The sequence below is a fragment of the Caballeronia sp. A2-2 genome (assembly GCF_057612605.2).
The window spans coordinates 405,039-418,397 of record NZ_CM172587.1 but is presented as its reverse complement, the minus strand read 5'-3'; the positions used below and the strand labels follow the sequence as shown (position 1 = coordinate 418,397).

The 13,359-nt window shown below is 63.3% G+C and carries 12 protein-coding genes; 6 read left to right on the top strand and 6 right to left on the bottom strand.

What is annotated here, in order from left to right:
• The first annotated feature begins 5 nt into the window (after positions 1-5).
• From hslU to ACZCWR_RS02045, 4 genes are all read left to right on the top strand, one after another.
• Positions 6-1,361: an ATP-dependent protease ATPase subunit HslU gene (hslU, locus tag ACZCWR_RS02060; RefSeq protein WP_487302092.1), complete on the top strand. Its 1,356-nt coding sequence runs from the start codon at positions 6-8 to the stop codon at positions 1,359-1,361.
• Positions 1,362-1,708: 347 nt separating this feature from the next.
• The gene (gene ada / locus ACZCWR_RS02055) at positions 1,709-2,785 is read left to right on the top strand and encodes a bifunctional DNA-binding transcriptional regulator/O6-methylguanine-DNA methyltransferase Ada (protein ID WP_487302091.1); all 1,077 of its coding nucleotides are present in this window, start codon (positions 1,709-1,711) and stop codon (positions 2,783-2,785) included.
• A gap of 179 nt (positions 2,786-2,964) precedes the next feature.
• The gene (gene gshA / locus ACZCWR_RS02050; RefSeq protein WP_487302090.1) at positions 2,965-4,584 is read left to right on the top strand and encodes a glutamate--cysteine ligase; all 1,620 of its coding nucleotides are present in this window, start codon (positions 2,965-2,967) and stop codon (positions 4,582-4,584) included.
• 140 nt (positions 4,585-4,724) lie between these two features.
• Positions 4,725-5,264 (top strand): hypothetical protein, encoded by a 540-nt coding sequence (locus tag ACZCWR_RS02045; RefSeq protein WP_487302089.1) that lies wholly within the window; start codon positions 4,725-4,727, stop codon positions 5,262-5,264.
• Between the two features lie 6 nt (positions 5,265-5,270).
• Here ACZCWR_RS02045 and ACZCWR_RS02040 read toward each other — a convergent pair whose 3' ends face one another.
• Together ACZCWR_RS02040 and ACZCWR_RS02035 are read right to left on the bottom strand one after the other, a co-directional pair.
• Positions 5,271-6,827, bottom strand: a complete 1,557-nt coding sequence (locus ACZCWR_RS02040) for a DHA2 family efflux MFS transporter permease subunit (RefSeq protein WP_487302088.1) — start codon at positions 6,825-6,827, stop codon at positions 5,271-5,273.
• A gap of 102 nt (positions 6,828-6,929) precedes the next feature.
• Positions 6,930-7,415: a MarR family winged helix-turn-helix transcriptional regulator gene (locus tag ACZCWR_RS02035; protein WP_487302087.1), complete on the bottom strand. Its 486-nt coding sequence runs from the start codon at positions 7,413-7,415 to the stop codon at positions 6,930-6,932.
• Between the two features lie 179 nt (positions 7,416-7,594).
• Between ACZCWR_RS02035 and ACZCWR_RS02030 the strand changes: the two genes are divergently transcribed.
• Together ACZCWR_RS02030 and ACZCWR_RS02025 are read left to right on the top strand one after the other, a co-directional pair.
• Positions 7,595-7,879, top strand: coding sequence for a hypothetical protein (locus ACZCWR_RS02030; RefSeq protein ID WP_487302086.1), 285 nt, complete (start codon positions 7,595-7,597; stop codon positions 7,877-7,879).
• A 208-nt stretch (positions 7,880-8,087) separates the two neighbouring features.
• Positions 8,088-9,608, top strand: coding sequence for an efflux transporter outer membrane subunit (locus ACZCWR_RS02025; RefSeq protein ID WP_487302085.1), 1,521 nt, complete (start codon positions 8,088-8,090; stop codon positions 9,606-9,608).
• Between the two features lie 6 nt (positions 9,609-9,614).
• On the opposite strand, the gene gspN is transcribed toward ACZCWR_RS02025, so the two are convergent.
• Genes gspN through gspK form a run of 4 tightly spaced genes read right to left on the bottom strand, consistent with a single transcriptional unit; the run spans position 9,615 to position 13,357 of the window.
• A complete protein-coding gene (gspN, locus tag ACZCWR_RS02020) occupies positions 9,615-10,394 on the bottom strand; it encodes a type II secretion system protein N (RefSeq protein ID WP_487302084.1) in 780 nt (259 codons plus the stop codon).
• Positions 10,391-10,894 (bottom strand): type II secretion system protein M, encoded by a 504-nt coding sequence (locus tag ACZCWR_RS02015; protein ID WP_487302083.1) that lies wholly within the window; start codon positions 10,892-10,894, stop codon positions 10,391-10,393. The genes gspN and ACZCWR_RS02015 overlap by 4 nt, the downstream gene beginning before the upstream one ends.
• On the bottom strand, positions 10,891-12,222 hold the full coding sequence (gspL, locus tag ACZCWR_RS02010) for a type II secretion system protein GspL (protein WP_487302082.1): 1,332 nt from the start codon (positions 12,220-12,222) through the stop codon (positions 10,891-10,893). The genes ACZCWR_RS02015 and gspL overlap by 4 nt, the downstream gene beginning before the upstream one ends.
• Before the next feature lie 22 nt (positions 12,223-12,244).
• Complete coding sequence (gene gspK, locus ACZCWR_RS02005) at positions 12,245-13,357, bottom strand: type II secretion system minor pseudopilin GspK (RefSeq protein ID WP_487302081.1); 1,113 nt, start codon at positions 13,355-13,357, stop codon at positions 12,245-12,247.
• Between the last annotated feature and the right edge of the window lie 2 nt (positions 13,358-13,359).

Below are 13,359 nucleotides of genomic sequence, written 5' to 3'. Positions count from 1 at the left end.
TAGCGATGACCACCATGACTCCCTCCGAGATCGTCTCCGAACTCGACAAACACATCATCGGCCAGGGGCGCGCGAAGAAAGCCGTCGCCGTGGCGCTGCGCAATCGCTGGCGGCGTCAGCAAGTAGCCGAGCCGCTGCGTCAGGAAATCACGCCGAAAAACATTCTGATGATCGGGCCGACGGGCGTCGGCAAGACCGAGATCGCGCGGCGTCTGGCCAAGCTCGCGGATGCGCCGTTCATCAAGATCGAAGCGACCAAGTTCACCGAAGTGGGCTATGTCGGGCGCGATGTGGACAGCATCGTGCGCGATCTGATCGAGATTTCCGTTAAGCAGACGCGTGAAGCGGAAATGAAGAAAGTGCGCACGAAGGCGGAAGATCGCGCCGAAGACCGCATTCTCGACATTCTGTTGCCGCCCGCGCGGCAAGTTGGCTTCGGGTCGGGTTCGGCTTCAAGTTCGAGTGAGAGCACGGGCGAAGGCGACAACACCACGCGCCAGACTTTCCGCAAACGCCTGCGCGAAGGCGCGCTCGACGACAAGGAAATCGAACTGGACGTGGAGGCGCCGCAAGCCGGCATGGACATCATGGGGCCGCCGGGCATGGAAGACATGACCGAGCAGATTCGTTCGATGTTCGCCAATATCGGCGGCGGCAAGAAGACGCGCCGCAAGGTGAAGGTTCGTGAAGCGCTCAAGCTGCTGACGGATGAGGAAGCCGGCAAGATGCTCAACGACGAGGAGGTCAAGAGCAAGGCGGTGCAAAACGTCGAGCAGAACGGCATCGTGTTTCTGGACGAGATCGACAAGATCGCATCGCGCAGCGAAGTGGGCGGCGGCGAAGTGTCGCGCGCGGGCGTGCAGCGCGATCTGCTGCCGCTGGTGGAAGGCACCACGATCAACACCAAGTACGGGATGATCAAGACGGACCACATTCTGTTCATCGCGAGCGGCGCGTTTCATCTCGCCAAGCCAAGCGATCTGATTCCCGAACTGCAAGGCCGCTTTCCGATTCGCGTCGAACTGGATTCGCTGTCCGTGCAGGACTTCGAATCGATTCTGAATTCGACCGATGCCAGCCTCGTGAAGCAATACAAGGCGTTGCTCGCCACCGAAGAAGTCGAACTCGACTTCACCGACGAGGGCATTCGTCGCCTTGCCGAAATCGCGTATTCGGTGAATGAGAAGACGGAGAACATCGGCGCGCGGCGGCTTTATACGGTGATCGAAAAGCTGCTGGAGGAAGTGTCGTTCGCGGCGGGAAATCATACGGGCGAGCCGGTGAAAATCGACGCGGCGTATGTGGATCGCGCTTTAGGCGAAGTGGCGCAGGACGAGGACTTGTCGCGCTACGTGCTTTGATCGGCGGTTGAGCTAAAGAAGGGCGTCTTCGCGACGCCCTTTTTCACGCCCGCGCAAAGCTACAGACGAAAAAAAGCCCGCCTAGTTGGCGGGCTGAATCCATATCAGGAGGAGACATGGAGGAGACAGTTCCAATACTACACAGCGTGTTGATGCAACGCAATAGAAATTTGAGTGAAAACCCCAATAGCGCCAAAGTGTCGCATCTGTGCCTCACATGGTGAGATTTGAACTTTTTTGGTGCGTGAAGGCCGGGCGAAGCCCCAAATGACAGCGCAAGAAACGGCGCGTAACCTCGTTGGCATGGCTCTAGAGTGGACGCATACACCAAGCCATCGAGGTCCGACATGAACACCGCAAACCAACTCTTTCAATCCGACGAACACCGCTGGCAAGCCGTCTCCGAGCGCGACCGCCGCGCGGATGGCGCGTTTTTCTTCGCCGTGCGAACGACCGGCGTGTTCTGCCGCCCTTCGTGCGCATCGCGGGCACCGCGCCGGGAGAACGTCGAGTTCTTCGCGACGACCGAGGCCGCCGAAGCCGCCGGTTATCGTCCGTGCAAGCGCTGCCAGCCGACGGGTTTGCCGCGCGAACTGGCGATCGTCGAGCGCGCGTGCAAGGTGCTGGACGCCGACCCGCAACAACGCATGACGCTCGCCCAACTCAGCGATGCCGTGCACGTCAGCCCATTCCACTTGCAGCGCTTGTTTTCGCGGATCGTCGGGGTGTCGCCGCGTCAGTATCAGGCGGCACAGCGTGCAGGCGTGCTCCGCGATGCGCTCGAACACGGCCGCAATGTCACGCGCGCCACGCACGACGCGGGCTTCTCGTCCTCACGTCTCTACGATGCCGCGCCCGCCGAACTCGGCATGACGCCATCGGCGTATCGGCGCAAGGGCGCGGGGTTGACTGTGCATTACGCCACCGCGGATACGCCGTTGGGCATCGTGCTGGTCGCGGCGACGGACAAGGGCGTGTGCAAGATCACCTTCGGCGACGACGATAAATCGCTCATCGATCAACTCGATGTGGATTTCGCGCAGGCCGAACGCATCGAGGACGCGAAGCGCATGCAGCCGTTCGTCGCGCAGATTCGCGCTTACTTGCAGGGCACGCGCGAGCGCTTCGATTTGCCGCTGGACATCGGCGCGACGGATTTTCAGCGGCGCGTGTGGGATGCGCTGCGGCGTATTCCGTATGGCCAGACGCGCAGTTATAGCGACATCGCCGAAACGATCGGATCACCAGCGGCGGTGCGCGCGGTGGCGAACGCGTGCGGATCGAATCCGGTGGCGCTGGCGATTCCGTGTCATCGCGTGATCGGCAAGGATGGCGCGATTGCGGGTTATCGCTGGGGATTGGAGCGCAAGGAAGCACTGCTGGCAACAGAGCGCACTGCAAACGTTGGCGGCAAGGTCGCGTAATTCAAAAATGAAGCAGGCAACGCCCGCCGTCGTGAGACGCGCGGGCGTTTTTCATTGCGCGAAGGCAGCCAAAACACCTCAAACCCTTGTCAACATTGGGCTCAAGCACGCCCAACACTGAGATGTTAAAGTGCCCGCTACCCTAAAAATAGATCACGCGCGCTTTGCAAAACGCTTCAATGCCAAACAAGAATTCCGCTCACTCCAACGCCGGTGCATTCGCACGCAGGCTGGCCGCGCTCGCCTCCGGCCCGCATGCCGACGCGCTGCGTCAAGGCTTGCGCGGCATCGAAAAAGAAAGCCTGCGCGTTACGCCGCGAGGCCAGCTTGCCATGACGCCGCATCCGCGCGCGTTCGGGTCGGCGCTGACGCATCCGTTCATCACGACGGATTATTCGGAGGCGCTGGTCGAGTTGATCACGCCCGCCGAAAGCGATATCGTGCTCACGCTCGAACGGCTCGACGCGCTGCATCGCTTCGCCTACGCCAACATGGGCGACGAACTGCTCTGGAACGATTCGATGCCCAACTCGCTGCCGCCCGAGGACGAAATTCCGCTCGGCGAATACGGCACGTCGAACATCGGGCGGTTGAAGCATGTGTACCGGCGTGGACTCGCGTTGCGCTATGGCCGCACGATGCAATGCATCGCCGGGATTCACTACAACTACTCGCTTCACGAAGACGTTTGGCGCGCATGGCGGGCGCTCGATCCCACGAGCACGCTGTCCGCGCAGGATTTTCAGTCGGAGCGTTACTTCGCGCTGATCCGCAATTTCCGTCGCACGAGTTGGCTGCTGATGTATCTGTTCGGCGCATCGCCCGCGTTGAACCGGCGTTTCGTGGAAGGCAAGACGCACGCGCTCGAAACCTTCGACGCCGACACGTTCTATCTCCCGCACGCCACCAGCCTGCGCATGAGCGATCTCGGTTACACGAACAATCCCGCGCAGGCCGCGCTGCTGCCAAGTTACGACGATGTGAACGCCTACACGGACGTTCTCGCGCGCGCGGTGAGCCAGCCTTACGCGCCGTATGAAGCCATCGGCACGAAGCGCGGCGGCGAGTGGGTACAAATCAACACCAATGTCCTGCAGATCGAAAACGAGTTCTACTCGACCATTCGTCCGAAGCGCGTGACGCGTCCGGGCGAGCGCCCGTTGCACGCGTTGTCGGAGCGCGGCGTGCAGTACATCGAAGTGCGGTGTCTGGATATCGATCCGTTCGAACCGGTCGGCATCTCGCTGGAAACGTCGCGCTTTCTGGATGCATTTCTGCTCTATTGCGCGCTGGAGGACAGCCCCTTCCTGCCGCACGATGCCAACGTGGAAGCGAACGCCAACTTCAGCGCCGTCGCACGCGAAGGACGCAAACCGGGCCTCCTGCTGCAACGTGACGGCGCGCCGGTGTCGCTCACGCAATGGGCCGATTCCTTGTTCGACGCCATCGCGCCCGTCGCCAAAACGCTCGATTCGCTCAACGGTCGCGACGACTACACGCGCGCGCTCGAAGCGGTGCGTCCGCGCATTCACGATGCATCGCTGACGCCTTCTGCGCGCGTGCTTCAGACCATGCGCGACAAGCATCAATCGTTCGATGACTTCGCGCTCGACGTGAGCCGTCAGCACGCCGAATCGTTCCGCAAGCGTCCGCTTTCCGCCGAAGAAACGCGCGAGATGAACGCACTTGCAGCGAAGTCGATCGAGCAACAAGCGGAAATCGAGCGCAGCGATGCCGAATCCTTCGATGCCTTCGTCGCCACGTATCGCGACTATCGGCTCGACCGCGCAGGCGCTTGAAAGCAAGCAACATCTTCCATGTTGCACCGCCGCGATTCAGTAAATTAGACTGACTTTGCAACAGTACGAAACGCGCGAAACACGGATGCCGTTCGTTTGTCCAAAATTGGTTCTGTTGTCCAACTTATTCCGGAAAAACGATGAGCATCAAATCCGTAAGCGCGTCGGCGCTGATTGCAGCGGCGTTCGCGCTATTGGGCGGCTGTGCGTCGCAGGATCAGGTCAGCAGCGTGACGATGGAGCAGGCCACGCAGCCGCTCACCTGCATGAGCCGCGCCGAATGCGACGCCTGGTGGGCGCGCGCGCAAGTCTGGGTCACAACTCACTCCGAGTACAAGATCCAGACGGTGACGAATTCGATCATCCAGACGGCGGGGCCATCCAGCGGCAAGCGCGCGCTCGCCTATCAGATCACGATGACGCCGACCAACGACGCGACCGCGACCGTCGGTTTCGAAGCGCATTGCGATAGCCCGCTTGGCTGCAACCCGAACCCGTGGCAAGCGGGCGCGGACTTCAAGCAGTTCGTGCGCAATGGCCCGCCGACTTCGCGCTATGTCACGCCGCAGGCCGCCGTGCCCGCGCCCGCCGCGACATCCGGCGGTGTGCAGATCACGCCGATTCCGCTCGATCTCGACAGCCAGCCCGGCCAGTCGCTTCAGCCGCAGACGCCGCAGTAACGCGGATCAATGTCCCATCGTGGCTGATGCGCCCTTCTTCGGACGCGTCAGCCAGACCATCGCGGCCAGCGCCAGAAACGCGAAACACGAGATTCGGAAGAAGTCGTTGGTGGACATCATGTACGCCTGCGCCGACACCACGCGGTCCAGTTGCGCGCTCAACGCCTGACCCGACAAACCCAATCCCGACAACGAATCCGAGTACGACGAAGTGGCCGGCGCATACGCCGTCACGGATTCCGACAGCACCGCGTGATGCCGGATCATGTCGTTTTCCCAGAACGTCGTGCTCACCGCCGTGCCGATCGCGCCCGACAAGGTGCGAAGGAAATTGGACAGACCGGCCGCGCCCGCGAGGCGTTCATCGCTGACGCTCGATAGCGTGATGGTCGTCATCGGCACGAAGAAGCACGCCACGCCGATCCCCTGAATCAGTCGCGGAATGATGATGCTGTGAAACGGCGTATCGAGCGTGAAGGTCGAGTTCCAGTACGACACGAACGCGAACGTGATGAACGCGAAGCTCGCGACCACGCGCAGATTCAGCCGATGCATGTTCTGCCCGATCATCGGCGAGAGCACAAGCGCGAGAATGCCGACCGGCGCGGTGGCAAGTCCCGCGAGCCACGGCGTGTAGCCGAGCACGGTTTGCAGCCACAGCGGCAACACCACGACCGAGCCGAAGAACGCCAGAAAGCCGAGCGAGGTGATGAGCACGCCCATCGCGAAATTGCGGTCGCGAAACAGTGAGAGGTCGATCACCGGTTCCTTTTCCGTCACTTCCCACGCGAACATGAAGGCGAGCGACACGACCGAGACAATCGCCAGCGTCACGATGAAGTTCGAATTGAACCAGTCGCGGTCTTTGCCGAGGTCGAGCATCATCTGAAGCGTCGCGACGCCGATCACGAGCAAGGTGAGGCCGACCGCATCGATGCGCTGCTGCGTGATCTTCGTCTCGTGATTGCGCAGCAGAAAATACGCGATCGCCGCCGAAAACAGGCCGATCGGCACGTTGATGTAGAAGATCCACGGCCACGTGTAGTTATCCGTGATGTAACCGCCCATCACCGGCCCGAAGATCGGCGCGACGATGACGGTCATCGCCCAGAGACCGAGCGCGAGGCCGCGTTTGTGCGGCGGATAGCTGCGCATGAGGATGGTTTGCGAGAGCGGGACCATCGGGCCGGACACGAGTCCTTGCAGCAGCCGGAACGCAATCAGCGATTCGAAGTTGTGCGCGAACCCGCATAAAGCGGAGGCCACCGAGAACAGCAACACGGAAATGGTGAACAGCTTCACCTCGCCGACGCGCCGCGCGAGCCAGCCCGTCAGCGGCACCGCAATCGCCGACGCCACCGAATACGATGAAATCACCCATGTGCCTTCGCTCGTCGCGACGCCGAGGCTGCCGGAAATCGTCGGCACCGCGACGTTGGCGATGGAAGTATCCAGCACTTCCATGAACGTGCCGAGCGCGAGGCCCACGGTGAGCAAAGCGAGCGTGCCGCCGGTGAGCGGCGCGGGCGTTGTCTTGACGGAAGCGGTGCTGGTAGTCGACATGTTTTTCTTCGTCTTGAAGCGGCATCTGAATTTTTTATGCCGCTGCATTTTCTGCTTAGGCAATTAAACGGACAAGCGCAAAAAATCGAACTTGTCACCGCGCTACAGTTCTTCACCGCACGGACCGCAGCCTTTACCCGGCCCGTTTCCAATGATCCGCGCGAGCATCCCGATCAGCAGATCGAGTTCGTCGCGGCTGAATCCATCGAGTTGTGCGTTGAGCACGCCCGCGCCGAGTTCCGGTAGACGCGCTGCAGCATCGCGCCCTTGCTGCGTCAAATTCAGTTCGACGATGCGCCGGTCCGCGTCGCTTCGCGTTCGGCTCAGGAAGCCTTTCTTCTCCAGCCGGTCGAGCATGCGCGTCATCGAACCGCTGTCGTAGGACAGTTCGCGCGATAGTTCCAGCGGCGTGCGCGCGCGCCCCGACGCCAGCATCAAAACAATGCCAATTTGCTGCGACGTGAGATCGAGCGGCCCGAGCGCCTCGTCCGTCCGCGCGACGAGAACGTTGCGCGCCTTGGTCAAGTAATAGCCCAGACTCGTTTCGAGCTGAATCGTGGCGGGGTCGTACAGCGGTTCTCGTTCCATGCAACGTCCGGGCGTTACGCAAAAGCAACGCTCAAAAAAAAGCAATCGCCAGTATCTTGAAAACTACTTGCACAGTCAATATTATATTAAGCAACGACTTACGCGCTTGTTGCGCCTTTTGAGACTATGTTCTGAACACCCCGCTGCGTCGCCCTGCCGACGCCCCGAGAGACCCAACCATGAATCGCCTTGCCCAGACCGCCCGCCGACGCATCGGCGACATCAGCAGCACGATCGCCAACGCCGCCCGCCACTTCGTTCCGCCGAAGCTGAGTTCGTGGAAACTCGCGTTGTATCTGATCGTGTTTCTGCTGCCGGGCGGCTCGTTCGCGGTGCTCGGCATGGGTTGGTTCGAGAATCGGAACCGGCGGCGCACGGCGGCGGCATCCAAGCCGAAGCAGACTTCATCGCATGCTCTATTGCCCGCGCCTTGCACGGGCGGCGGCGGTGCGCCGGGCCTTTGAGCCTTCATCGAAATAATCGTCAGCGGTGCGTAACGTGCCGTAACCGATAATTGTCGATGCGTAACACCCACCTTACGACGAAGCCGTTACGCTAACGTCTGCCTGACGCGCGCGCGCGATGCTTATGCACGGCGCGCGTTCCTTTACCATTTCGGCTTGCCACGTTCGCCCATTCGGGAAACCGCGCCGACAGGACTTCGACTCGCAGATGCCGCACCGTACCGCCGCTTTCGTTTCACCCGCCACGCTTATCCTGCGCAGCGCCGCGCTGCGTGTGTCCGCTATCGCGCTTGCCGTGCTCGTCGCGGGCTGCGCGGTCGGGCCGGATTATCAGCGTCCCACGACGGTCGTCCCGGCCAGCTACAAGGAAGCGCCCGAAGGCTGGAAAGTCGCGCAACCCGCCGATCAGGGCGATCGCGGCGCGTGGTGGAGCATCTATGACGACCCGCGCCTGAACGATCTCGAAACGCAACTGAACGCGTCGAATCAGACCATCGCGCAATATGCGGCGGCTTATCGGCAGGCGCGTGCGCTTGTTGGCGAAGCGCGGGCATCGTATTTCCCGACGGTGGGAACGTCGTTGTCGGGCTCGCGTTCGGGGCAAGGCGCGGGCAACCGGTCAACCAGCAGTTCGAGTTTCGGCCAGCAAGGCTCGGTCAACAATCAGTTCAACCTCACGCTCGATGCATCGTGGGAGCCGGATTTGTGGGGCAATGTGCGTCGTCAGGTAGCCGAACAAAAAGCCGGCCAGCAAGGCGCGGCCGCCGATCTCGCCAACGCGCGCCTTTCCGCGCAGGCCACGCTCGCGCAAACCTACTTCCAACTGCGCTCACTCGATGCCCAGCAAAAGCTGCTCGACGACACCGTGCTCGCCTATCAGCAGTCGCTCAAGCTCACGCAGAACCAGTACGCGCAGGGCATCGTCGCGCGTTCGGACGTGATTCAGGCGCAGACGCAATTGCAATCCGCGCAGGCATCGGCCATCGATAACGGCGTGGCGCGCGCGCAGTACGAGCACGCCATCGCGGTGCTCGTCGGCGAAGCGGCCTCCACGTTCTCCATTCCGCAAATTCCGCTCGATGCCACGCCGCCCACCGTGCCCGCGCAAATGCCGTCCGCCATTCTGGAGCGGCGGCCGGATATCGCGTCGGCGGAGCGCAAGGCGGCGGCCGCGAACGAGCAGATCGGCGTCGAGATCGCCGCTTATTTCCCGACCATCACGCTGTCCGCGCAGGGCGGTTTCGAGAGTTCGGTGTTCTCGCAATTGCTGCGCGCGCCGTCGCGTTTCTGGACGCTCGGGCCGAGTCTCGCGGCCACGCTGTTCGATGGCGGTCTGCGCGCCGCGCGCACGGATGCCGCACGCGCCGCCTACGATCAGAACGTCGCGACGTACCGGCAAACCGTGCTGACCGCGTTCCAGGACGTGGAAGACAACCTCGCGTCGCTGCGCATTCTGGAGAAGGAAGTCGTCGTGCAGGAGCAGGCGGTCGCCTCGGCGCAGCAGGCGCTGGCGATCATCAGCAATCAGTACAAAGCGGGAACGGTCGCGTACATCAACGTGCTGACCGCGCAGACGACTGCGTTCACGGCGGAACAGAAACTCGCGAATATCGCGGGTCAGCGGATGGTGTCGTCGGTCGGTCTGGTGAAGGCGCTCGGCGGCGGATGGGATGACGCGCAGATGGATCAGGAAACCGGCGCGGTGGCCGCGCCGGCATCGAAAAGCTGAGCGTTTTTAGCGCACGAAGGTCAGCGCGACTGTGTCCGGGTCCGTGTGGCGACCCAGCAGATTCAATAGTCCGGCGAGGTTCTCGCGTTGTTCAGGCGCGCTCGTGGCGGTGCCCTGAAACGTCGCCGATCCTTGCGCGAGTTCGCCGCTGCCCGTGAGCATGAGCGGCCCGCGACTGGTCGAAAGATCGATGCTCGTCGCCGCGCCCTGCGCCTGCAACGCGACGCGATACGACCCGAGCGGCTTCACGCGCGACACGCTGGATGCCATGTCATCCATCGTGACGATCAGTTGACCGTACGTGTTCTGCCCGAGCACGCGAAAGTCGGTCCACGTCAGCTTCACCAAGCCTTCGAAATTCAACGTGTTGAACGGCGCGCCCAATCCGGCGAGCAGCGTCGCGGGCACGGCGATCGCGCCGGACGAAAGCGTCGCGCTGCGCATGTTCGCATCGACGATGACAGCATCCGGCATGGCCTCGGTCTGGCGCATGGTCATGTGCACGCGGCCCAGGAACAGCGGCCAGAACCCCGTCGTCCATTCGATGCGCCCCGGCAGCAGCGTTGCGCCCTCGCCTCCGCTGCCCGCCGCGAGCATCAGCGTGGCCGAACCGTGCCACAGCGAACCGGCGGGATCGACCAGATTGACGTGCCCGCGCGTCGCCCGGGTGAATTGCGGGACGATCCACGCGGCGGGCATCATCGCGAGCAATGTGCCGCCGACCGACAGCACGATCACGAACAACGCCGGAAGCGCGAGCCGGAAGCGGCGCGTCCAGTAACTCATTTCGATACGGCCGGTTGCAGCGATGCCGTCAAATCCACCTGTCCATCCGGCGTTCCTGCCGTGACGTGCGCTTCCGACACCTGCACCTTGAACTGCTTGCGCGCGTTGTCGAGCCACACGGTCCAGTTCGGAAACGACACGTTCTTGAGCGTGAACTGCACCGCCGCGCCGATCACCTGCACCTGCGTCGGCTGCATGCCGCTGTCGGCGAGCGATTTCGCGATGGCATCGCGCAGCGCGCCGCCGGTCGGCGTGACGCTTTCGGCGCTGCCCGCGAGCGCGCGCGCGTCGTTGGCCTGCGCGGTCATCGTCGCGAGTTGGCGCTGCATGTTCGGCAGCGAATCGCGCAGCCGCGCGCGGCCTTCGAACGCGGGCGCCCACAGCACCAGATAAATCACCAGCAGCACGAGCGCGAAGCCGCCCCACATCAGCAGCGTCTTTTCGCGCTGCGTGCGCCCTTCCCAGAAATCCGAGAACGTTTGTGCGAGTTCAGCCTTCATTGGCCGCTCCTGATCGTCCATTTGCCCGTGTTCGTATCGATCGCGCCGGTTAGGCCGTTCGCGGCGAGGCGTCGTGTCAGGTCGGGATCGACCTTGGTTTCGGGCTTGAAGGTCACGTCCAGATGACGTTCGCGATAATCCAACCCGGCGATGCCGTTCACCGGCACCGGACCGAGCGAGCGCGCGAGGCCATCGGCGAGAGAGAGAAAGTCGGACGGCGACAATTCGCCCGCCGCCGTGCGCAGTCGGTCGAGATTGGTCGTCATCTGACCGGGTGCGTCGAGCACGACGGTGGTTTTCGGGAAGGCGTTGAGCAAAAGTTCGGTTTCCTGCGCATTGATGGCGTCGCGCTGACGCGAAAGCTGCAACCACTGCACGTTGACGCCGATCACCGACACGATGATCGACGCCACCACCAGCGCGATCGGCACGCGCAGACGGCGCATGGTCGCGCGGTCGAGCCGCCACGGTTGCGAGGCGAATTCGAACTGGCACAGGTCGAAGCGGCTTTCCATCGCGTGGCGCGCGAGGACTTCGAACGCGAGCGGACGGGCTTCCGGCACGCCGTGCGCGATGCCGCGCGCGCCTGCGAGACGCGGTTCGTCGCCGGGCAGATCGACGAGCGAATAGATCACAACCGGCTGCGGGCCGGCGAGCGCATCGAGCGTCGCGGCAACCGTTTCCTCTTGCAGCGCGAGACCTTCGCCGAGCGCGGCGCGTTCACCGCGCGCAATCGCCACTTCCAGACGCGGCGCGGGCGCGTACAGGCTCGGTTCGACGCTGATCTCGCCGATCAACGCGGGCGCGGTCGACACCACATGCCCAAGCAATCCGGCGATGAACGGCGCGCCCGGCGCATCCACGCCTTCTTCGAGCGGCGCGATTGCAGGCACCGGCAGGCATCGCATGGCAGGCACCGCCTTCACATTGCGATGCCCCGCCGCCGCGAATCCCTCGCGCACGAAACGGAACCAGCCGCGATCGATCACCGCGAGCACGCGACGGCCATCCGCGAGCGGCACGGGATCGACGGCGACGTGGCACGTCTGCGGGTCCTGAATCAGTTGATCCTCGACCACATTCGGCAACGCCTGACGCAAGCGCGGCCCCTTGAGCGGCGGCATGTTGGCGGCGATCAACAGCGTGTCGCGCGCAGCGACGATCAGCACGGTCGCCGCAGCGCGCGGCAACAGCGACAGCGCGGCCCGGCCGACGCGCTGCGGCGTACCGCGCTTGTCGAGCAGCAGAAACGGCAGATCCGGCAATTGCCATTCTTCCGAGCGCACCGCCGGATCGCGCGGCGGTAGGAGGACGATCAGTGTGCTCAAAGGCGGCTTCCTCTAGTCAAATTCATAGCGCGTCGCGCGAGTAGACGACGCGCGTGGCGTGCGTCGTCGGATCGCGATAGACGAGCGTCGTGCGTTCGAGCTGCGCGCGTTCGTGCTCGACGCGTCCGTGAATCACGAAGTATTTCGTCGTCACGTCGAGTTCCTGCGGATCGACCGAGGTGACGGTCTTCACGCCCGCGCCGGTGAGCGCAAGCTGCACATTGCCGACATCGTGAAAGAACACGGTCGAGCGGCGCGCGACGAGCGCTTGCGCCTGCGCGAGGTTCATCCCCGGAATCACGGCGGCGATCACTTCGGCGGATGCCGTGTTCATGTTGACGGCCGTGGTCGTCGGCAGGATGGTGACGAACGGGCGCAACTTGGCGACGGCATCCGCCGAAAATCCCGGCACGTCCTGAAGCGAATCCACGGTGATCATTTGCAGCGGCGCGACGGGCGCGTCGCTGTCGAAGTCCTTGAGGCCCGGATCGTCGGTGAAGTTGCCGCCGCTTACGCCGCCGCCCGCCGCGATGGCCGCCACCATCGACGCCGCGCCCGCCGCCGCCGACGCTCCGCTGGGTGACTCCGCCTGAAAACGCGTGGCCGATCGCGCGAGTCCCGCGCGCATCTGCAAGGCCACGGTCTTCGCCAGCGATCCGTCCAGTCCCACTTCCACAAGCAACCGCTGGAACGCCTGAATCTGTTCGACGTTCACCGTCAGCACGCCGGGTGTTGGCGTCGCCACCAGATTGCGCAGGTTGAACTTCGCCTGCGCATCTTCGATGGAGCCGGACAGATACGTGGCCGCGCCTTCCTGCGCGCGCACATCGCCGATCTGGCCGAGGAAGTCCGAGAGCCGCGTCTTGGCAATCGGCACGCCCCACACGCCGCCGAGATACGTGACGGTCGGCGACGTATCCGCTTCCGAGCGCAGAATCAGCCGCGTCCAGTCCAGCGCGCTGCGCGAAATCCACTGCGCCTGCGCCAGCAAGCGCTGATTCTCGATGCGCCGAACCTGAACCTGCTGCCGCCACAACATGCCCGACACCAGAATGGCCGACAGCGCGACCACCAGCAGCGCGCTGATGATCGCGACGCCGCGTTGCTTCCCCGATGCAAAAGCAGACTTGCGCATGC